The organism is Arthrobacter sp. 01N444 (assembly GCF_056399305.1).
The window spans coordinates 177,201-201,233 of sequence record NZ_JBFTRB010000001.1 but is presented as its reverse complement, the minus strand read 5'-3'; the positions used below and the strand labels follow the sequence as shown (position 1 = coordinate 201,233).

At 68.9% G+C, this 24,033-nt stretch carries 24 protein-coding genes; 17 read left to right on the top strand and 7 right to left on the bottom strand.

Annotated elements, in window-relative coordinates; genetic code table 11:
- Window positions 1-29 precede the first annotated feature (29 nt).
- Window positions 30-1,094, bottom strand: a complete 1,065-nt coding sequence (locus tag AC1DKN_RS00925; RefSeq protein WP_230008895.1) for a diacylglycerol/lipid kinase family protein — start codon at window positions 1,092-1,094, stop codon at window positions 30-32.
- Between the two features lie 78 nt (window positions 1,095-1,172).
- Between AC1DKN_RS00925 and serS the strand changes: the two genes are divergently transcribed.
- Entirely contained in the window at window positions 1,173-2,453 is a 1,281-nt protein-coding gene (gene serS / locus AC1DKN_RS00920; RefSeq protein WP_230008894.1) for a serine--tRNA ligase, read from the top strand.
- A gap of 145 nt (window positions 2,454-2,598) precedes the next feature.
- Complete coding sequence (locus AC1DKN_RS00915; RefSeq protein WP_476870207.1) at window positions 2,599-3,519, top strand: HAD family hydrolase; 921 nt, start codon at window positions 2,599-2,601, stop codon at window positions 3,517-3,519.
- 51 nt (window positions 3,520-3,570) lie between these two features.
- Here the strand turns inward: AC1DKN_RS00915 and AC1DKN_RS00910 are convergent, their stop codons facing one another.
- The 3 genes from AC1DKN_RS00910 to AC1DKN_RS00900 form a co-directional block, all read right to left on the bottom strand.
- A complete protein-coding gene (locus AC1DKN_RS00910) occupies window positions 3,571-4,170 on the bottom strand; it encodes a hypothetical protein (protein ID WP_476870341.1) in 600 nt (199 codons plus the stop codon).
- A gap of 80 nt (window positions 4,171-4,250) precedes the next feature.
- Window positions 4,251-5,006 (bottom strand): DUF429 domain-containing protein, encoded by a 756-nt coding sequence (locus AC1DKN_RS00905; RefSeq protein ID WP_476870206.1) that lies wholly within the window; start codon window positions 5,004-5,006, stop codon window positions 4,251-4,253.
- Between the two features lie 127 nt (window positions 5,007-5,133).
- On the bottom strand, window positions 5,134-5,625 hold the full coding sequence (locus AC1DKN_RS00900; RefSeq protein ID WP_018774943.1) for an inorganic diphosphatase: 492 nt from the start codon (window positions 5,623-5,625) through the stop codon (window positions 5,134-5,136).
- Window positions 5,626-5,767: 142 nt separating this feature from the next.
- Between AC1DKN_RS00900 and dacB the strand changes: the two genes are divergently transcribed.
- The 15 genes from dacB (at window position 5,768) to AC1DKN_RS00825 (ending at window position 21,241) form a co-directional block, all read left to right on the top strand.
- Window positions 5,768-7,261 carry a D-alanyl-D-alanine carboxypeptidase/D-alanyl-D-alanine endopeptidase gene (gene dacB, locus AC1DKN_RS00895; RefSeq protein WP_476870205.1) on the top strand — a complete coding sequence of 498 codons (1,494 nt, stop codon included), beginning with the start codon at window positions 5,768-5,770 and terminating at the stop codon, window positions 7,259-7,261.
- Between the two features lie 153 nt (window positions 7,262-7,414).
- Window positions 7,415-8,575, top strand: coding sequence for a zinc-dependent metalloprotease (locus tag AC1DKN_RS00890; RefSeq protein WP_476856110.1), 1,161 nt, complete (start codon window positions 7,415-7,417; stop codon window positions 8,573-8,575).
- A 98-nt stretch (window positions 8,576-8,673) separates the two neighbouring features.
- Window positions 8,674-9,708, top strand: coding sequence for a tRNA lysidine(34) synthetase TilS (tilS, locus tag AC1DKN_RS00885; RefSeq protein WP_476870340.1), 1,035 nt, complete (start codon window positions 8,674-8,676; stop codon window positions 9,706-9,708).
- 30 nt (window positions 9,709-9,738) lie between these two features.
- Window positions 9,739-10,290, top strand: a complete 552-nt coding sequence (gene hpt, locus AC1DKN_RS00880; protein ID WP_018774939.1) for a hypoxanthine phosphoribosyltransferase — start codon at window positions 9,739-9,741, stop codon at window positions 10,288-10,290.
- 198 nt (window positions 10,291-10,488) lie between these two features.
- Entirely contained in the window at window positions 10,489-12,555 is a 2,067-nt protein-coding gene (ftsH, locus tag AC1DKN_RS00875) for an ATP-dependent zinc metalloprotease FtsH (protein ID WP_223914706.1), read from the top strand.
- A 9-nt stretch (window positions 12,556-12,564) separates the two neighbouring features.
- Entirely contained in the window at window positions 12,565-13,209 is a 645-nt protein-coding gene (gene folE, locus AC1DKN_RS00870; protein ID WP_223914705.1) for a GTP cyclohydrolase I FolE, read from the top strand.
- A gap of 11 nt (window positions 13,210-13,220) precedes the next feature.
- Window positions 13,221-14,162 (top strand): dihydropteroate synthase, encoded by a 942-nt coding sequence (gene folP, locus AC1DKN_RS00865; RefSeq protein WP_230007205.1) that lies wholly within the window; start codon window positions 13,221-13,223, stop codon window positions 14,160-14,162.
- A 13-nt stretch (window positions 14,163-14,175) separates the two neighbouring features.
- Window positions 14,176-14,535, top strand: coding sequence for a dihydroneopterin aldolase (gene folB, locus AC1DKN_RS00860; protein WP_476849912.1), 360 nt, complete (start codon window positions 14,176-14,178; stop codon window positions 14,533-14,535).
- On the top strand, window positions 14,532-15,101 hold the full coding sequence (gene folK / locus AC1DKN_RS00855; RefSeq protein ID WP_476870204.1) for a 2-amino-4-hydroxy-6-hydroxymethyldihydropteridine diphosphokinase: 570 nt from the start codon (window positions 14,532-14,534) through the stop codon (window positions 15,099-15,101). The genes folB and folK overlap by 4 nt, the downstream gene beginning before the upstream one ends.
- Window positions 15,098-15,622 (top strand): DUF3180 domain-containing protein, encoded by a 525-nt coding sequence (locus AC1DKN_RS00850; RefSeq protein ID WP_223914701.1) that lies wholly within the window; start codon window positions 15,098-15,100, stop codon window positions 15,620-15,622. Before folK ends, AC1DKN_RS00850 begins: the two co-directional genes overlap by 4 nt.
- Window positions 15,603-16,115 carry a PH domain-containing protein gene (locus AC1DKN_RS00845; protein WP_476870203.1) on the top strand — a complete coding sequence of 171 codons (513 nt, stop codon included), beginning with the start codon at window positions 15,603-15,605 and terminating at the stop codon, window positions 16,113-16,115. Before AC1DKN_RS00850 ends, AC1DKN_RS00845 begins: the two co-directional genes overlap by 20 nt.
- Before the next feature lie 18 nt (window positions 16,116-16,133).
- On the top strand, window positions 16,134-17,732 hold the full coding sequence (locus tag AC1DKN_RS00840) for a PH domain-containing protein (RefSeq protein WP_476870202.1): 1,599 nt from the start codon (window positions 16,134-16,136) through the stop codon (window positions 17,730-17,732).
- The gene (locus tag AC1DKN_RS00835; protein WP_476856117.1) at window positions 17,725-18,645 is read left to right on the top strand and encodes a Rossmann-like and DUF2520 domain-containing protein; all 921 of its coding nucleotides are present in this window, start codon (window positions 17,725-17,727) and stop codon (window positions 18,643-18,645) included. Before AC1DKN_RS00840 ends, AC1DKN_RS00835 begins: the two co-directional genes overlap by 8 nt.
- Before the next feature lies 1 nt (window position 18,646).
- Complete coding sequence (panC, locus tag AC1DKN_RS00830) at window positions 18,647-19,549, top strand: pantoate--beta-alanine ligase (RefSeq protein WP_476870201.1); 903 nt, start codon at window positions 18,647-18,649, stop codon at window positions 19,547-19,549.
- Between the two features lie 183 nt (window positions 19,550-19,732).
- A complete protein-coding gene (locus AC1DKN_RS00825; protein ID WP_476870200.1) occupies window positions 19,733-21,241 on the top strand; it encodes an MDR family MFS transporter in 1,509 nt (502 codons plus the stop codon).
- Between the two features lie 102 nt (window positions 21,242-21,343).
- Here AC1DKN_RS00825 and AC1DKN_RS00820 read toward each other — a convergent pair whose 3' ends face one another.
- The 3 genes from AC1DKN_RS00820 to AC1DKN_RS00810 all read right to left on the bottom strand — a co-directional run bounded on the left by AC1DKN_RS00820 (window position 21,344) and on the right by AC1DKN_RS00810 (window position 23,992).
- Window positions 21,344-22,177: an alpha/beta fold hydrolase gene (locus AC1DKN_RS00820; RefSeq protein ID WP_028276921.1), complete on the bottom strand. Its 834-nt coding sequence runs from the start codon at window positions 22,175-22,177 to the stop codon at window positions 21,344-21,346.
- 154 nt (window positions 22,178-22,331) lie between these two features.
- Window positions 22,332-22,958, bottom strand: a complete 627-nt coding sequence (locus AC1DKN_RS00815) for a thymidine kinase (RefSeq protein WP_028276920.1) — start codon at window positions 22,956-22,958, stop codon at window positions 22,332-22,334.
- Window positions 22,959-23,014: 56 nt separating this feature from the next.
- A complete protein-coding gene (locus AC1DKN_RS00810) occupies window positions 23,015-23,992 on the bottom strand; it encodes an alpha/beta fold hydrolase (RefSeq protein ID WP_459383604.1) in 978 nt (325 codons plus the stop codon).
- Between the last annotated feature and the right edge of the window lie 41 nt (window positions 23,993-24,033).

Here is a 24,033-nt window from a genome sequence, read left to right as displayed (position 1 = left end):
CAGCCTGGCGCGCTCCAGCCGCCGTCGGCCTAGCGGCCTTTGGCGCCGTCCTTTACCCTCACCAGCAGGGATCCCGGGTCCACCTCGACGGTGACCATCGTGGCCTCGCCGGAAGGATCGCCGTCGACCTGGGTGGGCATAGGTTCCGGGCACCGGATGGTGATCTTGCCGCACCGGTAATACGTCATGACCGGCAGGTCCTTCTTGTGCTTCAGGACGATCTTTGTGTACATGGCCAGCCAGCCGATCGCACTGCGCGGGCTCATCACCACCACGTCCAGCATCCCGTCATCGATCATGGCCTGCGGGATGAAGTCGATTCCCCCGGGGATCAGGCCGCAGTTCGCGAACAGGACGCTGCGGATCTTCCGGGCCTGCTCAGGCTGGCCATCCAGCGCGATGGAGACCTTCTTGCGGCGCCCCAGAAGGTGCCTAGCCCCGGCTTCCGTGTACGCCAGCCAGCCCACCGCCCTCTTCAGGCCGTCAAGGGTGTCGCTGACTACTTCGGCGTCCATGCCGATGCCCGCAATCACCAGGAACGTGTGTTGCGCTGACTCCCCGGTGAGGGAATTTTCCAGGGTGAGCCGCGCCGTATCGATGAACCGCTGGTGCCCGAACAGGGCGGCCTGCACGTTGCCGGCGAGGTCGTTGACCTCCAGATGCACATTGCGGGCCAAGAGGTTTGCGGTGCCCAGCGGGATCACGCCCATGGCGGTGTGCGTCCCGGCGAGGACCTCCGCCACCACACGCACGGTACCGTCGCCGCCGCCGGCCAGGACGACGTCGGCCCCGTAGGCCACCGCAGCCCGCGCCTGCGAGAAGCCGGGATCCTCTGCGGTGGTTTCAAAGACGCGGGGCGCCGGCCAGCCGGCCGCCGCGCACGCTGCCTCAATCAGGCCCCGGGCCTCGGCAGACTTGGCTTTGATGGGGTTCAGGACCACGGCCACCTTCTGGCGGCCCGGGCCCGGGCTGTGGGTTTCCTCCCACACGGCACGGCGGGTGTGCTTGGCCTTCAGCCGGCGCACCCCCCACCAGCTGGAGACGGCAAAGACCAGGGCCCCAGCGATGACGAGGTAGAGCAGCCAGTCGCGCATTGTGATCCAACAGTATCCCGCCAGCGCATGCAGGCCGGCTTGCCGGGCAACCGTGACCGGATTGGATACTCTTGTCTGGTGATCGACGTAAAAGACCTCAGCGAAAATCCGGACAAGTTCCGTGCCAGCCAGCGCGCCCGAGGCGCCGACGAATCCGCGGTGGACGCGATCATCGCAGGGGACTCGGCCCGGCGGGCAGCCCTGATCCGGTTCGAGAACCTGCGGGCCGAGCAGAATGCGTACGGCAAGAAGGTCGCGCAGGCCAAGGGCGAGGAAAAGCAGACCCTCCTCGCCGAGGTCAAGGCTCTGGCGGCCTCCGTCAAGGCGGCATCGGCCGAGGCCGATCTCGTCCAGGCCGCCCAGGACGAACTCCTCCGGACCATCCCGAACCTGATCGAGGACGGCGTCCCGGCCGGCGGTGAGGACGACTACATTGTGGTCAAGACGGTGGGCACGCCGCGCGAATTCCCCGACTTCGAGCCGAAGGACCACCTCGAGATCGGTGAGCTGATCGGGGCCATCGATATGGAACGCGGGGCGAAGGTTTCCGGTTCACGCTTCTACTTCCTGCGCGGCGTCGGCGCCCGGCTGGAAATGGCGCTGCTCCAGATGGCCATGGAACAGGCGATCGACGCCGGGTTCGTCCCCATGATCACGCCCACCCTGGTCCGCCCGGAAACCATGCAGGGCACCGGCTTTGACGTCAAGCACGACGCCGAGATCTACCGTCTCGCCGAAGACGACCTGTACCTCGTGGGCACCTCGGAGGTGGCCCTGGCCGGCTACCACGCCGACGAGATCCTGGACCTTTCGGCCGGCCCCATCCGCTATGCGGGCCAGAGCTCGTGCTACCGGCGCGAGGCGGGCTCGCACGGCAAGGACACCCGCGGCATCATCCGGGTCCACCAGTTCAACAAGGTGGAGATGTTCATCTACACCACGGTTGAGGACGCTGCCGCCGAGCACGCCCGCCTGCTGGCATGGGAAGAGGAGATGCTGGCCAAGTGCGAGCTCCCGTACCGCGTCATTGACACCGCCGCCGGCGATCTGGGCAATTCCGCGGCTCGGAAGTTTGACTGTGAGGCCTGGGTCCCCACCCAGGGCGCATACCGGGAGCTGACCTCGACGTCGAACTGCACCACGTTCCAGGCGCGCCGGCTGAACATCCGGGAACGGGTTCTGAACGAGGACGGCGCGCCCAAGGGCACGCGGGCAGTCGCCACGCTCAACGGCACCCTGGCCACCACCCGCTGGATCGTCGCCATCCTGGAACACCACCAGAACCCCGACGGCTCCGTCAACGTCCCCGCCGCCCTGCAGAAGTACCTCGGCGGCATGACGGTCTTCCCCGTCCTCTAACCCCGGTCCCGACCCCAGCCAGGCCTCCGATGGCCGCCGGGTAAACGCCCACCACGGGAACATTCCGTGGGTGTTTACCGCAAGTTCACGCCTCGCTGTGGCGTGTGTCCTAGCGGCAGTCGGGGGTCTCTGCTCTACTTGTGAGATGACAACAATGGCTGAATCCTCAGTCGCCGGCAACGATGACCGGCGCACCACACACCAGAACACGACAGACCAGAACACGGCGGCCCCGGCCAGCGCGGCCCGGGTGGGAAACTCTCGGAACCGGGCCGGCGACAAGATGCTGATCGCCCTGGACGTCGATGGCACCCTCGTGGACCACGACGGGCACATGTCGGTTCCCGTCCGCGAGGCCGCCCAGGCCGTTGTGGCCGCAGGCCACCACGTCATGATCGCGACCGGCCGCTCGCTCAACGCCACATTGCCCGTCATCGAACACATCGGGATCGAGAACGGTTACGCCGTATGCTCCAACGGCGGTGTGATCCTGCGCGTCGACTCCGGCCTGCCGGAGGGCTACGAAATCCTCCACAAGGCAACGTTCGACCCCGGGCCGGTCCTTCGCGCGCTGCGCAAGCGGCTGCCCTCGGCCAAGTACGCGCTCGAGGACGGGGACGGCAACTTCCTGTCCACGGAACGCTTCCAGGACGCCAGCTTCGGCGTCGAAGCGGTCGGCGTCGACTTCCAGACCATGCTGGAGGCAACCGCCGTGCGCGTGGTGGTCTTCAGCTCGGAGAACACGCCCGAAGAATTCAACACCGCGATCCGCCACATCGGGCTCGCCGGCGTCACGTATTCGGTGGGCTGGACGGCGTGGCTGGACATCGCCGCTGCCGGTGTCACGAAGGCCAGCGCACTGGAACAGCTCCGCGACCGGCTCAGCATCGAAACGCACCGCACTGTCGCCGTCGGCGACGGCCGCAATGACATCGAGATGCTGACCTGGGCGCGCCGCGGCGTGGCCATGGGCCAGGCCCCCGTTGAGGTGATTGCCGCCGCTGACGAAGTGACGAAATCGGTCTACGACGACGGCGCCGCGCACGTGCTTCGCAGCCTCCTCTAAGGCCTCAAAGGCGCGGCAGGGTCGGGCGGTTCCGAGGAGGGGCCGGGACGGCTAGCGGACGTCGAGGATGAGGCTCAGGAGCCGCGCCGCAGCGGGCCGGGCCGCGTGCTCTTCATTCCACTGGGACCGGGCCACGGCCTTGCTCACGGCCTGGGTGGTGATCCCGAGTTCCTCTGCGACCGCCTTCTGTTGACCCCGCACCCCCGGGGTGAGCAGGTCCAGTACCCGCCATTCCGCGTGGCTGCGGTCGTGCACAATGTGGCCCAGGAGGCGCAGCACGGCTTCCGCCTCTGCGGCAAGATCGGCCAGTGGGCCCTCCACGGCCACCCGGACGCGGTCCTTGTGGTTCCGGAGACGATCCACCGCGCGCCGGGCATAGATCAGCCCGTGCCCGGAGGCGTCCTTGATCTGGTTCGGCAGCGGTTCATTGACCGGGCCCACGCCAATGCCCACGTACCAGCTGCCGCTGCGCAGGGCGATCATGGCCGCTTCCACCGTCTGATGCGGACAGTCCAGGATCCCTTGGACCTCATCCTCGACGGAACGGTCGAAATCAAGGCGCGCCGGAATGTGCCGCAGGTCCTTGAGGAGCTGCGGCACGCGGTCGCCGTCGCGCCGGCTGTCGGTTTGATTGATGGTCAGCGTGAACATTCTGGATGACACACTACCTGCTGGCACTTGCGGGGCAAGTTGTTGGCGGGCGTGGTGTGCCGGGGCCGTAACAGAGGCGGTTACCGGGAAGCGAGGCCGGAAAGCTGGCCGGAGGGCAGGTGGATCCAGCCTTCGGTCAGGGCCGCCGCGGTGTGCCCGGGCCCGGGCCGCAGCGTCGCGCCGACGGCGACGGCCCGCGCGGACAGGGAGGCGATGAGGGCATCGAACATGTCATCGGACGCCGCAAGATCGGCCCGGTACTCCGCCAGGTCCAGCCACGGCGCCTTCACGGCCAGATCCGCCAACGCTGAGGACAGCATTTCCGCCTCCGGCGCCCCGCGCCCCTTGTAGCCGCGGGCATGGATCCCCCAGAGCTTCAGCGACGCCGCCGGGTAGACCTCGGCAAGCCGGCCGCTGCCGTCCCTGGCCTGCGGCCCGTACTCCCTTGCGATCTTCGCCTGGATCACCGCGCAACGCATCGCCGGGTGGGCCAGCCGGTCCGCGGAGACGCTGAGCGGGATCAGGCCGGTGTTGCCGGTGACGAAACGGTCGGTGTCCCGGTAGGCGAGCAGCCGGCGGCCCTCGATCCCGTCATGGTCCAGCACCGGATGGGGTTCGAAGCTCAGGTGCCCGGCGATGAAGGGAAGAAACGCGTCCGGCCAGCCGAGGGGGGAATCGATCCCCGTCATGGCGCTGGTGCCGAAGAGGCGGAGGATCTCCTCGTCGCCCACGTTCAACGACAGATGCGCCAGGCGCGCCGCACCGTCATCCCATTCGATGACGGCCGCCGCCGTCTTCTTCGCGGCGGCAGCGAGGTCGACGCCGAGAGTCCGCATCACCGCGCCCCAGCCACTTGAATGACCGCCAATCGAAAAACGCCCAACAAAAACGCGGGGTCACCTACCGCCCTTTCCGGAACGCCGGATGGGCGGTACGTGACCCCGCGCTGGAGTGCAGGAACGGTCAGTGGCCGGCTGCCGGAACGTAACGCTTGATGGAGGCCGCCAGTTCGGCTTCGGCGGCGGCACGGTCGCCCCAGCCCTCGGCCTTGACCCACTTGCCCGGCTCCAGGTCCTTGTAACGGGTAAAGAAGTGCTCGATTTCCTTGATCAGGAACTCGCTGACGTCGCTGATCTCTTTGATGTGGTCGAACCGGGCATCGGTCGGGACGCACAGGACCTTGGCGTCGCCGCCGCCGTCGTCGGTCATGTTGAACACGCCGATCGGGCGGGACTCGACGATCACGCCGGGGTAGAGGTCGAAGTCCTGCAGGAGCACCAGCGCGTCCAGCGGATCCCCATCCTCACCCAGGGTGTTCTCGAAGAAACCGTAGTGGGTGGGGTACTGCATCGACGTGAACAGGACGCGGTCCAGGCGGACGCGGCCGGTCTCGTGGTCGACTTCGTACTTGACGCGCGATCCCTTGGGGATCTCGATGGTCACGTCATGCTTCATGGAATGCTCCTTGACGAATTCAGGGGGTTCGCGGCACGTGCATAAGGGCTGTCGGTGCCGCCGACTACTATTGAGGATATAGCGAGAGGCGCTGGTTTCAGGAACTAGTGGGGACATTTCAGGACTAAGGACCAGCAGCAGCATGAAACCGAGAACCAGCCGCGAGGGTACCCGGCCGGCGCCCGGCATGTGTCGCAGGATGCCCGCGCTGCTGCTCCAGACCCTCCTCGTGGTGGCCGTGGCAGTGCCCGCCGGCATCGCCATCGCCCCGGCATTCCTCGGCCATGACAGGTCCTCCGACGCCTCGCAGACAGCACCGCCCTGGCAGCAGATCCCCGCAACACTGAGCCCTCCCGGCAACAGTTCGGGGGCAGTCGGGCCCCTCAGCGCTTCCGCGCCGGTTCCGGCCGGGGCACCCCTCGCCGCGCAGCTGAACCAGACCCTTAAGCCCGACGGCGCCGGCACCTTCACCGGCATCGTCCAGGACGCCGCCACGGGGCAGGTCCTCTTCGACCGGGCTGCCGACGAGGCCCGCGTTCCGGCGTCGAACATGAAGCTCCTCACAGCCGGCGCGGCCCTGCGCGTCCTGGGCCCCGACCGCCGCTTCAGCACCCGGGTGCTGGCAGGGCCGACCCCCGGCTCAGTGGTCCTGACCGGCGGGGGCGATGTCCTTCTGGGCGCCGGGGAATCGGCCCCGGGCGCCGTTCTGGGCCGCGCCGGGCTGACCACGCTCGCGAAGGCCACTATAGATGCCCTCAAAGCCGGCGGCGTCACCGGCACGGTGAACGTCCTGCTGGATGACTCCCTCTTCAGCGGCCCCTCGCTCAGCCAGGCGTGGAGCCCAGAGGACGTCGCCGCCGGGGAGATGGCCCCGCTGTACCCGCTGGCGCTGAACTCCGCGAGGTTCGATCCCGCCAAGACCACCGGACCCCGCCCGCAGGACGCCGCCATGACCGCCGCCGAGGTGTTCGCCGCCCGGCTCACGGCGGCCGCGGCGGCCGGGGGGCTGTCCGTTGCCCCCGGCGTCGCCCGGGGCCGGACCGGTGACGCGCCGGAGGGCGGGCACGCCAAAGTCCTGGCCGAGGTCCAGTCCGCCACGGTGGGGCAGCAGGTGGACATGATGCTGCAGACCTCGGACAACTACCTCGCCGAGGTGATGGGACGGATGACCGCCCTCGGCGTCGGCCGGCCCGGCAGCAGCGACGACGCCATTGCCGCCGTGCTGCAGCAGGTCAAGGACATGGGCGTTCCCACTGACTCGCTCCGGGCCGCGGACGTCTCCGGCCTTGCCCTGGCCAACCGGGTCTCGGCCCGGCAGCTCACGGACGTGGTCCGGGCCATGACCTCGGGCACAGACCCCCGGCTGCGCGCCGCCCTGAGCGGGTTCCCGGTCGCCGGGCTCACCGGCACCCTGGGGGACCGCTACACGGATGCGGCCTCGGCCGCGGGCGCCGGGCTGGTCCGCGCCAAGACGGGCACACTGAACACGGTCATTGCGCTTAGCGGTTCCGTGGTCGACGCCGACGGCCGGCTCCTGGTCTTTTCCTTCGTCGGCAACGGGCTGACCCCCGGCGCCGCGAACAAGGCCGCACTGGACCGCTCCGCCGCCGTCCTCGCCGGCTGCGGCTGCCGCTGACGGCGCCGGCCGGCCGGGACCCCGCGCCGGTCTGGCCCTTCGCGCCGGTCTGGCCCTTCGCGCCGGTCTGGCCCTTCGGCCGGGGTTCATGGAGCCCCGGCCGGTTCGCCGGTCAGCGAAAATTAAGGCGCATTGTCGGGGCCCTGTGATCTGATGGACCCCATGGAGTCCTCTGCAAGCGAGACATCAAGCGAGACATCACCCAAGACGCCGAGTGCGGCATCGGTCCAGGTCCCGGATCTCATCAACTGGGAGCTCGCCGCATCCACGGCAGCCCGGCTGACGCCGGCAGGCCCCGTCCTGGGCAGCGCCGAGATCGGCGCCGCCGTCGAAAATCTGCGGCTCATGGCGGACATTTCCGTGCCGCACGTCCACCACATCACCGGACTGGACGCCGCCCGGGACCTGCGCGACTCCGAGGTCCTCGTCGTGGACCGGGCCTCATGGGCCAAAGCCAACACGCAGAGCTTCGCCGTCATGCTCAAGCCCGCCATGGGAAAGCTGCTGGAGGGCCGCGGTTCCCTCAGCCCCGGAGCTGCCGGAGTCAGCGCGGCCATCACCGGCAGCCAGCTCGGCGCCATCCTGGCCTTCCTTTCGAGCAAAGTCCTGGGCCAGTACGATCCCTTCTCCGCGCTGGCCGAAAACTCCACGGCCCCCGCTTCCGGACGGCTGCTGCTCGTAGCGCCGAACATCATCTCCGTGGAACGCGAACTGAAAGTCGAACCCGCGGACTTCCGGCTCTGGGTCTGCCTCCACGAACAGACCCACCGGGTGCAGTTCGCCGCCGCACCGTGGCTGCGGCACCACATGCTCCAGGAGATCGAAAACCTCAGCGGACTGTTGCTGGGCAATGTCGATTCCCTGATGGAACGGGCCTCGGCGGCCGCGAAATCGCTGAAGGACCGCGCCGCACCCGGCGCCGCGCCCGGACGCGGCGCCATCCTGGACCTGCTCCAGAACCCGGAGGAAAAGGCGGCCCTGTCCCGCCTGACTGCGCTCATGAGCCTTCTCGAGGGTCACGCCAATGTGGTCATGGACGCCGTGGACGCCAGCATCGTTCCCTCGGTGAAGACCATCCGGCAACGTTTCAACGACCGCGGCCAGGACCGCGGCATGATCGAGAAATTCATCCGCAACCTGCTCGGCCTCGACGCCAAGATGCGCCAGTACAGTGACGGCGCCAAGTTCGTCCGGGAAGTGGTGGCCGCCGCCGGCATGGCAGGCTTCAACAAAGTCTGGGAGTCCGCGGACCACCTCCCCAGCGAACCCGAGATCCACGACTCCAGGCTCTGGCTCGACCGGATGGGCCTCTAGCCGCCATGACTGCCCCCGACGGCGCCGGTTCGACCTCGATTTCCAGCGGACGACGCCGGCCCGGCCGCCTCGCGCCGGTGGTCGGCACGGCACGAAAAATGCTGCAGGACGCCCTCGCCGCGGCCGGCTACCCGGACCGCGTCCTGGTAGCCTGCAGCGGCGGACCGGACTCGCTGGCTCTCGCCGCCGTCGCCGCCTATTTCGGGCGCCGGGGCCACGTGGACGGCCATCCTGTCTCTGTCGGCGCCGTCGTCGTGGACCACCAGCTGCAGCCGGGCTCGGCCGGGGTCGCGGCCACCACGGCCCGCACCCTCGAGGAGCTCGGGCTCTCTCCCGTGACGATCCGGACTGTCGACGTCGCCTCCAGCGGCGCGGGCCCAGAGGCCGCCGCCCGGGACGCCCGCCATGCTGCCCTTGAGGCCGCCGCGGACGAGGCAGGTGCAACCGCGATCCTGCTCGGCCACACCCTCGATGACCAGGCCGAACAAGTGCTCCTGGGCCTGGCGCGCGGGTCGGGCACCCGGTCCCTCGCCGGGATGCGGCCGGCCCGCGGCCGGCTGCTGCGCCCGTTCCTGGGCCTGCGGCGCGCGGACACCCTGGAGATCTGCCGGGTGGAGGACCTCGAGCCCTGGCACGACCCGTCCAACACCGATCCCGTATACGCGCGTTCCCGGACCCGGGTTGAGGTGCTGCCCCTGCTGGAGGACAAGCTTGGCCCCGGCGTTGCCGAATCGCTCGCCCGCACGGCCGCGATCCTGCAGCTCGACGCCGATTACCTGGAGGACGTGGCGAACGACACTTTCGAGCGGCTGCGCCAGCAGACAGGGGAGGAGATCAGCCTTCCGGAGGCCGGGCTGAGGGACCTGGCCCCGGCCGTGAGGTTCCGGGTGATCGCCAAGGCCGCCGCCGCCGTCGGCGGTCAGCAGCCCAGCTACCAGCGCCTGCTCGCGGCGGAAGCGCTCCTGCGCCGGCAGGGATCGGCCGGCCCGGTGGAGCTTCCCGGCGCGGTCAGCGTCTACCGGCTCTCGCTCGCGCAGCTCCTTGCGGCGGAGCCGTCCGCCGCAAGTGTTCCCCGCGAAGCCGCCCGCTGTGGGAAGCTTGTATTCCGGCCTCAACAGCCGCCCCGAAATTAGTCGCACCCCGCATCTACACAGGAGCCATTGGTGGATTCAAACGACGTCCAGGCAGACCTCAAACACGTTCTCTACACCAAGGAACAGATCCAGCAACGGATCACCGAACTCGCGGCGCAGATCGACAAGGACTACGAGGGCCGCGACCTCCTGATCGTGGGCGTGCTCAAGGGCGCCGTCATGGTCATGGCGGATCTGGCCCGTGCGCTGCACACCCACGTCTCCATGGACTGGATGGCCGTGTCCTCGTACGGCTCGGGCACGCAGTCCTCAGGCGTCGTCCGCATCCTGAAGGACCTCGACACCGACCTCATGGGCAAAGACGTCCTGATCGTCGAGGACATCATCGATTCCGGCCTCACGCTGTCCTGGCTCAAGACGAACCTGGAATCCCGCGGCACGGCGTCGGTGGAAATCTGCACCGCCTTCCGCAAGCCGACGGCCGCCAAGGTTAAGATCGACGTCAAGTACGTCGGCTATGACATCCCCAACGAGTTCGTGGTGGGCTATGGCCTGGACTACGCCGAGAAGTACCGCAACCTGGACTTCGTCGGCACCCTGGCCCCGCACGTCTACGAGTAAATCGTTCACGCGATGGCAACCCCGCCCGGGCCCCGGGCGGCCGGAGGCCCGGCCCCGCTACGCCCACAGGGAACTTTTGCCCTTTGCCGTGCGTGAGGTAGTGCGACGGTGTATAGCTAGAAGCTGACGCAGCACCACACGCGCGCAGACCGGTCGCCGTGCAGCACTACCAGGAGGGACGGGGCCAGCCCCGAACAGATGAAAGCTAAGAGTTTCTTCAAGGGCCCCGGCATCTGGATTGTCGTCGTGGTGGCCATGCTGCTGCTGGCATTTGCCACGCTTGCGCCGGGCGGCGCCAGCCGGATCGACACCGACAAGGGCCTTGAGCTGCTGACAGCCGGCGGCAAGGTTGAACAGGCCAAGATTTTTGACGCCGAGAACCGGGTGGACCTGGTCCTGAAGGACAACCTTCAGGTCGACGGGCAGGACAAGGGCAAGAACGTCCAGTTCTACTTCGTCAACGCCCGCGCCCAGGACGTCGTCAAGGCCGTCACGGACTCCAAACCGTCCGGCGGCTTCACCGACCAGCCGATCGAAAACAACTGGTTCTCCGGGCTCTTCTCCCTGCTGGTGCCCGTGCTGTTGCTCGGCGTCCTGTTCTGGTTCCTGCTCTCCCGGATGCAGGGCGGCGGGTCCAAGGTGATGCAGTTCGGCAAGTCCAAGGCCAAGCTCGTCAACAAGGACATGCCCCAGGTGACCTTCAGCGATGTCGCCGGCGCCGATGAGGCCGTCGAGGAACTCGAGGAGATCAAGGAATTCCTGCAGGAACCGGCCAAGTTCCAGGCCGTTGGCGCCAAAATCCCCAAGGGCGTGCTGCTCTACGGCCCTCCGGGCACCGGCAAAACCCTCCTGGCCCGCGCGGTTGCCGGCGAGGCCGGCGTACCCTTCTTCTCCATCTCAGGCTCCGACTTCGTGGAAATGTTCGTCGGCGTGGGTGCCTCCCGTGTCCGCGACCTCTTCGAGCAGGCCAAGTCCAACGCGCCGGCGATCATCTTCGTCGATGAGATCGACGCCGTCGGCCGGCACCGCGGCGCCGGAATCGGCGGCGGCAACGACGAGCGCGAGCAGACCCTGAACCAGCTGCTGGTGGAAATGGACGGCTTCGACGTCAAGACCAATGTCATCCTGATTGCCGCCACGAACCGCCCCGACGTCCTGGACCCCGCCCTGCTGCGCCCGGGCCGCTTCGACCGGCAGATCGGGGTTGAGGCCCCCGATTTGATCGGCCGCGACCAGATCCTGCAGGTGCACGCCAAGGGCAAGCCGATGGCTGCCGGCGTCGACCTCAAGGCTGTTGCCAAGAAGACCCCCGGCTACACGGGCGCGGACCTGGCCAACGTCCTGAACGAGGCCGCCCTGCTGACGGCCCGGTCCAACGCCAACCTGATCGATGACCGCGCCCTGGACGAGGCGATCGACCGCGTCATGGCCGGCCCGCAGAAGCGCAGCCGGGTCATGAAGGAACACGAACGCAAAGTCACCGCGTACCACGAAGGCGGCCACGCCCTCGTCGCGGCTGCCCTGCGGAACTCCGCCCCGGTCACCAAGATCACCATCCTGCCCCGCGGCCGTGCCCTCGGCTACACCATGGTGGTACCGGAAAACGACAAGTACTCCATCACCCGCAACGAACTGCTCGATCAGATGGCCTACGCCATGGGCGGCCGCGTCGCCGAGGAACTCGTCTTCCATGATCCGTCCACGGGCGCGTCGAATGACATCGAGAAGGCCACCGGGATCGCCCGGAAGATGGTCACCGAGTTCGGCATGAGCGAACGGGTCGGGTCCGTGCGCCTCGGCCAGGGCGGCGGCGAGCCGTTCCTGGGCCGCGACGCCGGCCACGAGCGCAACTACTCGGACCAGATCGCCTACATCGTCGACGAGGAAGTGCGCCGCCTGATCGACGGTGCCCATGATGAGGCCTACGCCATCCTGACCGAAAACCGGGATGTCCTGGACGAGCTGGCGCTGGAACTGCTCGAACGCGAAACACTGAACCAGGCCGAAATCGCGCAAATTTTCACCAACATCCGCAAGCGCGACTTCCGCGACGTCTGGCTCTCCAAGGAGACCCGCACGCTCCAGACCGCCGGCCCCGTGGAGTCACGCCGTGAAAAGGCGGAGCGTGAAGCCCAGGAGGAAGCCACCCACGCCCGGCTCGAAGAGCCCTTGGATGCCCAGCCCCCGCATGCCCAGGGCGTCGGCGGGCAGGAGTCCTTCCAGGGCGGTGCAACAGATATCGGGACTGATGGTCATCCCGGCTAGGCTTCTTCTGTGACTTCTAACTTCGACGACGACGTTCCCGCCCCCGCCGCTGCTTCGGCGGGGGATGGAGGATCCCCGCATTCAAAGTCCAAAGTGGACCGCCCCAGGATCGAAGCGGCAGTACGGGAAATCCTGCTGGCGATCGGTGAGGACCCGGACCGCGGCGGCCTCCTTGACACCCCGAAGCGGGTGGCCAAGGCCTACGTGGAAATGTTCGCCGGCCTGCACCACGACCCCGCCGAGATCCTGGCAACCACCTTCGATCTTGAGCACGAGGAACTCGTGCTGGTCAAGGACATTCCGTTCTATTCCACCTGCGAGCACCACCTGGTGCCGTTCCACGGGGTGGCGCATGTGGGCTACATCCCGTCCCACGACGGCAAGGTCACGGGCCTGAGCAAGCTCGCGCGCGTGGTGGACATGTTCGCCAAGCGCCCGCAGGTCCAGGAACGCCTGACCACCCAGATCGTCGAGGCCCTCGTCACGCACCTCAATCCGCGTGGCGCGATCGTCGTCGTCGAATGTGAACACCTGTGCATGTCCATGCGGGGAATCCGCAAGCCCGGCGCCAAGACCGTCACCAGCGCAGTGCGCGGGCAACTCCATGACCCGGCCACCCGTGCCGAAGCCATGAGCCTCATACTCGGAAGGTAAGAACACAGACCATGGACTCCCTAGCTGCAGCCCCGGGCACCGGCCCCGCCACTTCGCCCCTGCCCATCCTGCGCAAACCGCGCCCGGCGGCGAAGTTCCAGGACCTGCCCACGGACCGGACACTGGTGATGGGAATCCTCAACGTCACCCCTGATTCCTTCAGCGACGGCGGAGCACACGCGACTGCGGACACGGCGATCGCGGCCGGGCTGCGGATGTTCTATGCCGGGGCGGACATCATCGACGTCGGCGGCGAGTCCACCCGCCCGGGTGCCACGGCAGTCGGCGCTGACGAGGAACAGCGCCGGGTCCTGCCGGTCATCGAGGCCCTGGTCAAGGCCGGCGCCCTGGTCAGCATCGACACCACCCACGCCGCGACGGCTGCCGCGGCCCTGAAGGCCGGCGCCGCGATCATCAACGACGTCTCGGGCCTGACCATGGAACCGGAAATGGCCGAACTCGCCGCCCGCACCAAGGTCCCCTACATCCTCACGCACCGCCGCGGCGACGCCAGCACCATGAACTCCCTGACGGACTACCGTGACGTCGCCGGGGAAGTCGTGACCGAGCTCGCCGGCGTCCGCGACAAGCTGTACGCCGCCGGGGTCGCGCCGGAACAGATCATTGTGGACCCGGGACTGGGCTTCGCCAAGAACGAGGGCCAGAACTGGGAGCTCCTGCAGCACCTGGATGTCCTGCAGGCCATGGGCCACAAGGTCCTCGTCGCCGGCTCACGCAAACGCTTCCTCGGCAGCCTCCTGACCGTGGCCGGCAAGGCCGCCCAGCCGGTTGAACGCGACGCCGCCACCGCCGCCATGACCGCCATCAGCGCCTTCCGCGGCGCCTGGGCTGTGCGCGTGCACGACGTCGGCGCGAGCCTGGACGCCGTCAAGGTCGCCGCCCGCATGGTTCCCCCGGCACCGGCCGGTTCCGCCCACGCCGGCACCAACTGATCCGGCCGGCACCATGGATCAGATCACGCTGAGCGGCGTCACCGCCGTCGGCCATCACGGTGTGTTCGATTTTGAGCGCCGCGACGGGCAGCCCTTCGTCGTCGACGCGGTGCTGCACCTGGACTTCAGCAAAGCGGCCGCTTCCGACGACGTCCTGGACACCGCGCATTACGGCGAGGTGGCCAACTGCATCCGGGACTGGATCACGGGTGAGCCGCTGAACCTGATCGAGGCCCTCGCGGTGCGGATTGCCGAGGACATCCTGCAGAAATTCGCCGTCGACGCCGTGGACATCACCGTGCACAAGCCCAAGGCCCCGATCGAAGTCGACTTTGGCGACGTCGCCGTCAGCGTGCACCGGAGACGGACGTGAGCCCGCTCTACACCCGTGCCGTGATCGCGCTCGGCAGCAACCTGGGGGAGCGCAGCGACACCCTGTCCGCCGCCGTCGCGGACCTCGTCGACCCGCCGGAGGTGCGCCTGCTGGCCATCTCGCCGATCGTCCAGACCAAGGCCGTGGGAGGCCCGCCGGACCAGCCTGACTTCCTGAACATGGTGATTGCCGTCGAGACGTCGCTGCCGCCGCGCGGTCTGCTCGAGCACTGCCACGACGTGGAGCAGAAGCATTTGCGCGTGCGCGAGGTCCGGTGGGGGCCGCGGACCCTGGACGTGGACATCATCACGTACGGGGATGTGGTCAGCTCCGATCCCGAGCTCACTCTGCCCCACCCCCGGGCCGCGGAACGGGCGTTCGTGCTCTACCCGTGGTCGCTGATCGATCCCGCGGCGGAGCTCAACGGCGAACGCGTGGGCGACCTCGCGGCGAAAGCCGCCGATTTCGCCGGCCTTGCCACCTTTGACGGCTTCCAGAACCCCGCCGCAGGGGATGTCACTGCCACGGAGATCACCGGCGTGCCCGGTGCGGCGGAGCGGCCGTGAAGCTGACCAGCCCCCTGCTCCTGCTGGCCATTTGTGTGGTCCTGGCCGTGGCCGGCTGGTTCGCCACCATGCTCTCCGGCCGCTACGGCCTGGCCACCCCGGTGCTGCCGCTGACGGGCCTGGTGACCATGGGCGTGATCGTGGCCCTCACGCTGGTGCTGGGCATCCGCGTGCTCCGGTGGCGCAACGGCAAGAAGAAGAAAATCCTCAACCCCATCCTGGCTGCCTGGACCCTGGTCCTCGCGCAGGCCTGCGCCTACACCGGGTCGGTCCTGCTGGGCTGGCACGCGGGAATCGTGGTGGAGCAACTGCGGCTGTGGAACCTGCGCAGCAACCAGGAGATCACCTGGCAGGCCCTGGCCATGGCTGGCGGCGGGCTGATCATGGTGATCGTCGGGCTCGTCGTCGAGCGGTTCTGCCGGATTCCCCCCGAGGACGGCGACGCCGAATCCCGGCCCGGTGTGCAGGGAAAGCGCAGCAAGCCCTCGGCGGAAGGCGAATATGCCTACCGAAGCGATTGATCCTCCGGGCATCGACTGGCTCCGGGTCTCCCCGAAGTACGTCACGGTGCGCCTCGCGGGATGGGCGCTGGGAACCCTGGTCGCGGTGGCTCTGCTGTCGCTTCCCCTAATCCTGGTGCTGACCGGCGGGTGGACCTGGCTGCCGGTCTGGCTGGCCGTCGCCCTGCCCGCGGTAGCGCTGCTGCTGGCCCTGTGGCGGCTCGCGCTGATTCCCCGGCAGGTGCGCTCGATCGGCTACGCCGAGCGTGATGATGACCTCCTGATCCGGCGCGGCATTTTCTTCCAGCGCACGCTCGTGGTTCCATACGGGCGGATGCAGTACGTCGACATCGCGGTGGGCCCGGTCGAACGCCAGCTGGGCCTGTGCACACTGAAACTGCACACCGCGGCCGCCGCGACCAGCGCCGAGATTCCCGGGCTGCCCGCGAGCGAAGGCGCCCGGCTCCGCGAACAACTGTCCGCCCGCGGCGAAGCCCGGCTGGCCGGGCTGTGACGGGAAGGCCGTGACGGGATGGCGCTGACACCGGAGGATGCCGGGCGCGCCGCCGACGGAACCGCCGTCGGCTCCGGTATCGAAGGAACTGCCGACGCCGGCTGGCTGCGCGTGCACCCCGCGTCGCCCTTTGTCCGCGGCTGGGTGGCGCTGGCTGCACTGCTGTTCTTTTTTGGACGCGACAGTTTCGAACGGTTCCTGCAGGGCGGCCCGCTCTTCGACGAGCGGCTGGCCGGACGGGCGCCCTGGCTGCTGCTCGGCGGCGGCGCCCTGATTCTGCTGACCGTTCTCGGCTACGTCCTGAGCTGGTACTTCACCCGCTACCAGGTGGCCGGCGGCTACGTGCGCGTCAACACCGGTTTCCTGTTCAAGCAGCAGCGGCAGGCCAGGCTGGACCGGGTGCAGGCGATCGACGTCGTGCAACCCCTGCTGGCACGGATCTTCGGACTGGCTGAATTGCGGTTCGAAGTCGCCGACGCCGGCCAGTCCGCGGTGCGCCTGGCGTACCTGCGCGCGGACGAGGCCCGGCAGCTCCGCGCGACAATCCTGGCCCGAGCCTCCGGTGCCGCGGGCGGGACGCCGGCGCGGGAGCCGGGAGACCCGGAGTCCGGAGAGCCGGCGGCCGCCGCCGTGGAAGCCCCCGAACAGGCCGTGCTCACCGTGCCGCCGCCGCGCCTGGTGGGCTCGCTGCTCCTGAGCGAACAAAGTGTCGTGATCCTGGCTGGCGGCATTGCCTCGGTGATGCTCTCCGCCGTCACGGAAAACCGGAACTTCACGGTCTTCCTGATCCCAGCCGCAATCGGGCTCATCGCCTCCTACTGGTCCTCGTTCAACAAGGGCTACAACTTCACCGCCGCCATTTCCCCGGACGGCATCCGGCTGCGCTACGGCCTGCTGGACACGCAGGCGCAGACCGTTCCGCCGGGCAGGATCCAGGCGCTGAAGGTCAGCCAGCCGCCGCTGTGGCGGATGTTCGGCTGGTACCGGATCCAGGTCAACGTGGCCGGCTACGGCCTGGCCGGCAGCGCCGGCGAAGGATCGGCCCGGACAACGCTGCTTCCGGTGGGATATCTTGGCGACGTCATGGACATCCTCTCCCTGGTGCTCCCGGATCCCGGGACCCAGGACCCGGTGGGGCTGTTCACCGCGGGGATCACCGGCCTCGCGGACCCTGCCGGGACCCCGGGCAGCGCAGCAGGGAAGGCCGCCGACGGCGGCTTCGTCACCAGCCCGCGCCGGGCCCGGTTCCTGGCGCCGCTGGGCTGGCGCCGCAACGGCTTCGCGGCAACGGAGACCGCCCTGCTCCTGAGGTCGGGCCGCTGGTGGCGGAACTTCGTGGTGGTGCCGCACCAGCGCACCCAGTCCATGGCGCTCCAGCAGGGCCCGCTCGCCCGGCGGTTCCGGGTGGCCGACCTGGTCCTGCACACCACGGCGGGTCCGGTGGCCCCGCGGCTCATCCAGGCCGGCCTCGACGAAGCCCGGGCCCTGTTCGATGCCCAGTCGGCCCGTGCCCGTGCCGCGCGCAAGCACCAGAAGAGCGAACACTGGCTGGAGCCGGCGGCCCAGCCGGCCGCACCACCCGCAGAAGACCACCAGGAAGGCCCGCATCATGGCTAAACCAGGACGCCTCGGCGTCGGAATCATTGGCGCGGGGAAGGTCGGAGCCGTCCTGGGGGCGGCGCTGCGCGGAGCCGAGCACGCCGTCATCGGGGCGTCGGCCGTTTCGGACGCCAGCAAAGAACGCGTCGAAACGCTCCTGCCCGGCGTCCCGATCCTGGACGTGCAGGACATCGTGGAGCGGGCCGAACTGGTCCTGCTCGCCGTCCCGGACGATGCCCTGGGCCCGCTGGTGAACGGATTGGCCAAGCTCGGCGCCTGGCAGCCAGGCCAGCTCGTGGCGCACACCTCCGGGCGTTTCGGCGTCGGGATCCTGCATCCGGTCCGCGCCGCCGGTGCCGTGCCGCTCGCGCTGCACCCGGCCATGACGTTCACGGGCATGAGCCTGGACCTCACCAGGCTCCTGGACTGCACCTTCGGCGTCACGGCCGACGCCGCGATGCTGCCGATCGCCCAGGCACTCGTCGTCGAAATGGGCGCCGAGCCCGTCGCGATCGCCGAGGCCGACCGCGTCCTCTACCACGCTGCCCTCGCGCACGGCTCCAACCACCTGGTCACGCTCGTGGCGCAGGCCTCGCAGCTGCTCCGCGACGTCGGCGTCGAGGCCCCGGACCGGATGCTGGGCCCGCTGCTGCGCGCCACCCTCGAGAACGCCCTCGCCTCCGGCGAAACGGCCCTGACCGGGCCCGTGGCCCGCGGCGACACCGGCACGGTGGCCGCGCACGCCGGCGCCCTCCGCGAGTACGACGGCGGCGCCGCCGGCGATATTCTTGAGGCGTACCTGGCCATGGCCCGGGCGACAGCCCGCCGGGCAGGAAGCCGCGGACTGCTGAAGCCGGAACAACTCGACGGCATCGAACAGGCGCTCGGCGGCCCCGGCCAGAACGGGACGCCCGCCCCGGAAGGACCCTGACATGGCAATCCAACTCGTCACCACTGCTGCCCAGCTCCGCGCCGCAAGCGCCCGGCTGCTGGCACAGAAAGGCGGCACGTCCCAGGGCCTCGTGCCCACCATGGGCGCCCTGCACGAGGGACATGCCCAGCTGGCCCGGACGGCCGTCGCCCAGAACGACGTCGTGGCGGCCACCATCTTCGTCAACCCGCTTCAGTTTGGCGAGGCCGCGGACCTCGAACGCTACCCCCGGACGCTCGACGCCGACCTCGCGCTGCTCGACGCCGAAGGGGTGGACCTGGCGTTCGCGCCGGGTGTTGAGGAGGTCTACCCCGGCGGGGCACCCCTCGTGCGGATCACGGCGGGACCCCTGGGCGAAAAATGGGAAGGCGCGTCCCGGCCAGGGCACTTCGACGGCGCGCTGACCGTCGTCGCGAAACTGCTCCACTACGGCATCCCTGGGGCCAGCGTGCCCGGTGGCGGCCAGCCCGCGTACCGCGCCTATTTCGGCCAGAAGGACGCGCAGCAGCTGGCCCTGGTCCAGCGCATGGTGGCTGACCTGAATTTTCCCGTGGAGATCGTGCCGGTGCCCATTGTGCGCTCGGCCGACGGCTTGGCGCTGTCCAGCCGCAACCGCTTCCTCTCCGAAGACCAGCGCGAGGCGGCCCTGGTGCTCTCCCGCGCACTGCGGCTCATCGAGGAGCGCGCCAACGCCCATGAGCCGCTGGACATCGAATCGGCGCAGGCCCTCGTCCGGTCCCAGCCGCTCGTGGAGCTGGACTATTTCGAGGTAGTGGATCCGCGCACCCTCGAGCCCCTCGCGGAGAACTGCCGGGACACCCCGTTCCGCGGCGAGGGGCTGGCGATTATCGCCGCCACGGTCGGCCCCGTCCGCCTCATCGACAACGTGCCCCTGAATTCCTAGCCCCCAGCCCCACCACAAAGCAACGCGGGGTCAGTTACGGCCCATGCCGCCGCCCGTCATGGGCCGTAACTGACCCCGCGTTGCTTTCGCGGTGACGGGAATGCCCCCGGGCCCTAGACTGTTGGAACCTGCAGCAGCGCCGACGCTCGCCGGACCCACACCAAACTCCCTGAGGGAATTCCCATGTCAACAGACGTCTCTTCCAACGCCTCTGGCGATCCCGCACCGGGCGGTGCCCCCGCCGTCGCCGGATCGGCCACCCCGGCCGCCCCGGCCGCATCCACCGCGCCCACCGCGCCGGCAAAGATGCCCCGGGAGTCCGTGGCCATCATCGCCACGCTGCTGGTGGCCACCTTCGTCGTGATCCTCAACGAGACCATCATGAACGTGGCCCTGCAACGGCTGATGGTGGACCTGAACATCGATGCGCCCACCGTGCAATGGCTGTCCACCGGTTTCATGCTCACCATGGCTGTCGTGATCCCCACCACCGGATTCATCCTGCAGCGGCTGACCACCCGTGCCGTGTTCATGCTGGCCATGGGACTGTTCTCCGGCGGCACCCTGCTGGCCGCCCTCGCGCCGGGCTTCGAAGTCCTGCTGCTGGCCCGCATCGTCCAGGCCGGCGGCACCGCCATCATGCTGCCGCTCCTGATGACCACCATCCTCACGCTCGTGCCGCTGGAGCGCCGCGGCGCCGTCATGGGCAACGTCAGCATCGCCATTTCCGTCGCGCCGGCACTGGGTCCGACAGTTTCCGGCCTGATCCTCCAGCATTATTCCTGGCGGTTCATGTTCGTCTTCGTACTGCCGATCGCCCTCGCCGCACTGGCCATCGGGGCCAGGTACCTGACCAACATCGGTGAGACCGAGAAAACCCGGCTCGATGCCCTCTCCGTGGTGCTCACGGTCCCCGCCTTCGGCGGCCTGGTGTACGGCCTGAGCCAGATCGGCGGCGGCCAGGCAGGCTCCCGCACCCCCGCCGTGGTGGCGCTGGCCGTTGGCGTGCTGGCCCTGGCAGCGTTCGTTCTGCGCCAGCTGAAGCTGCAGAAGACCGGCGGCCCCCTGCTGGACCTGCGCGCCTTCACCTTCCGGATGTTCACCGTATCGGTGCTGCTGCTGGTCGTGGCCATGATCGCGCTCTTCGGCGCGGTGATCCTGCTGCCGTTGTACCTGCAGGAGATCCGCGGCCTGACGTCCCTCGAGACCGGCCTGGTGCTGCTGCCCGGCGGCCTCGCCATGGGCCTGCTGGGGCCCTTCATCGGCCGCGTATTCGACAGGGTCGGGCCCCTGCCGCTGACAGTGACGGGCTCGATCATGATGGTGCTGTCCCTCTGGCAGTTCTCCATGCTGGACGCCACGTCGCCGCTGGGGTGGATCATCGCCCTGCACGTGGCACTGAGCCTGGGCCTGGCGCTGCTGTTCACCCCCGCCTTCACGACCGGGTTGAACCCACTGCCGCCGCACCTGTACTCCCACGGCTCGGCCATCATGAGCACGCTGCAGCAGGTGGCCGGCGCCGCCGGCACGGCGCTGCTGGTCTCGATCTACGCTTTCGTGGCCGTTGCCTCGGGCATGGTCGCCGGCATGCATGCGGCATTCCTGACGGCGGCCGTCATAGCCGTCGCCGCCGTCGTGCTGTCCACCATGATGCGCAAAACCGAAGGCGCGGCACACCCGGCCGCCCACTAGCTGCAATTAACAAACAACGCGGGGTCACTTAGCGCCGGTCTGAGCCTCCGGAATGGGCGCTAAGTGACCCCGCGTTGCTTGTAGGGCGTTGCGTGTTGCGGGTCAGCCTGCGTAAAACGCGCTGAGCTCGGCGATCAGCTTGTCCGGCGCCTTGTTGACACCGTCATGGCCCATGCCCGGCAGGATCGTATAGCTGGAGCCGGAGAGCACATCGTGGATCTGGGCGCAGGCCACGCCGAAATACGCCGGGCTCTTCTCGCCCACGATGATCAGCGTTTCCAGCGGCAGTTCCAGGAAGGGTTCGGCCGGCATGTCCGCGGCGATGATCGCCTTGATCTCGCGGACGCCGGTCTGCATGAGGTCGCGCAGCTGCTTGCCGATCGGGGTGCCCGCCGAAAGCTTGTTCGCCAGCGTCAGCATGGACAGCGGCATCCGGGACAGGGCGCTGCCGGTCTCCAGGCCCTTGAGCAGGACGGCGAGGGCGCGGTCGTCGTCGCCGGCTGCGGTCGCCCGCTCGTATTCGGGCGTCCAGTCCGCCGTGACGCTGTGGTTGACGGACACGGCGGGGTCGTACACGGCCAGCCGTTCCACCGGCAGGGTGCGGGCCGCGTGCAGGGCCACTGCCCCGCCGAAGCTGTGGCCGAAGACGTCCGTGCTGGCGGTGTGCTTCATGACGGCGTCGAGGTCGTGGATGTCCACATCGAGGGTGTAATCCTCAGGCTGCGGGGAGGACGAGCCGCGGCCGCGACGGTTGAAGGTGTGCACCGGCCGCCCCAGTGACGCGCTGAGTTTCTGCGCGAAACGGGTGTAGTCGGCGGCCGTCACCATCGAGGCGGGCACGACGACGATGCCCGAACCCGCCGAGGCGAGCTCGGCGCCCGTGCTCAAAAGCTCGATCGTTCCGCCGTTGGGGGTTCTGATGTTCTCGCGGGTCATGCTCCGAGCCTAGCCGAGGCCACGCCCCAGTGCAGTAAGCCGCGGTGCACTATGGTGCCAGTCAAGTAGGGCGCAGTCCACTATGACCGCAGTCCAGTATGACAGCAGTTCAGTTGTGGTCCCGTCGCAGCGGCGCTGCATGATCGCGCCGGCGCTAGTTGCCCAGCCGGCCGCCGGAGACCTCGAGGTAGCAGGCGCCGCAGAGCGACTCGTACCAGACGTCCTGGCCATCGATCGCAACCTGGTTCCCGTCGAACACCACGTGGTCCCCGATCCGGCGCGTGTTGAAGATGGCCTTCCGTCCGCAGCGGCAGATGGTCTTGAGCTCTTCGAGGGTGTGCGCGATCTCCAGCAGGCGCAGGGAACCGGGGAACGCGCGGGTCCGGAAGTCGGTGCGGATGCCGTAGGCGAGGACGGGGACGTTGTCCAGGACCGCGATGCGGAAGAGGTCGTCCACCTGCTCCGGTTCCAGGAACTGGGCCTCGTCCACCAGCAGGCAGGCCACCGGCGGGGTGTCCACGTGCTGCAGCAGGGCGTCGGGATCGTCGCCGTGGGCCTGGGCGGTGAACAGATCGCGGGCCGACGCGCCGGCGGGGATCAGGAAGTCCACCGAACGGGTCATGCCCAGGCGGGACACGACGTCGGAGTCGCCCTTGGTGTCCACGTCCGGCTTGGCCAGCAGGACCCGCTGGCCGCGTTCCTCATAGTTGAAGGCCGCCTGCAGAAGCCCCGTAGATTTGCCGGAGTTCATGGCGCCGTAGCGGAAGTAGAGCTTGGCCAAGGGGGTCCTTTCGAAAGGGTCGCCCCCGATTCTAGCGGTCGGTCGCGTCGCGGCCCTCAGCGGCCGGGCCCACTGCGCCGCCACCGGGCCGGCACGCCCGCGGCTGCAAGGCTGCCGGCCAGGCTGACGGGCGGCGGGGTCGCTGCCCCGGGCCCGCCGTGGAGGAACCGGGCCGTGCGGAGGGCCAGCCGGCTTCCCGGCCGGATGGGGCCTTCGTGGAGCTGCCCGGGGACCACGGCGAAGCTGACCGCGGGGACGGCGTCGGCAAGCTGGTGGCTCGTGTCGGCGAAGTAGCCGGGGCTCCAGCCGCCGCTGAGCATGAGGGTGGGGGTGGTGATGGCGGCAAAATCCTCGAGTTCGGCGTCGGCATCCAGTACCGCGCGCATCTCGGCGACGGCCGTGGGCAGCAGTTGCCGCATTTCGGCGCCGAGCCTGGTCCGGGCCGAGAGGATGCTGAGCATGCGCAGCGCGCCCAGGGGCAGCATGGACACCGGGCCGGCCGTCTCCAGGCCCTGCACCAAATGCGCCCAGGCGTGGTCGAGTTCGCCGGCAGCCACGGACCTTTCCAGTTCGGGCCGCCAGCGCTGGGTGAGGTTCCCGGAGAGGCTCACGGCGGCGTCGTAAGTCACCATCCTGCGGATCGGCAGGCGCCGGGCGGCCTCGAGGGCCACGAACCCGCCATAGCTGTGGGCCACGACGTCGCTGGCGCCGGTCTCGCGGAGCACGGTTGCCAGGTCGGCCACCTCGGTGGCGGCGGAATAGTCGGCCGGCTGGTGCGAGGAACCTGCGCGTCCGCGGCGGTTGTAGCAGTGCACCGGCTGGTCCAGCAGCCGGCAAAGTTTTCGGGCAAAGGACCGGTAGAGCGCATCGGTGATCAGGGTCCCGTGCACGACGACGACGCCGGATCCTTCGCCGCGGGACGCCACGGCGGCGTCGGACGCGGCTGTTCTGCCCGGTGCGTGCCCCGCCGGGCGGATGGTGTGCAGCTCAAGGTGTCCCTTGCCGTCGTCGGTCCTCACTGTCCATGTCTCCACAACTTCGAGTCTATTCCCGCACCCCGTCCGCCTGGCTGCCG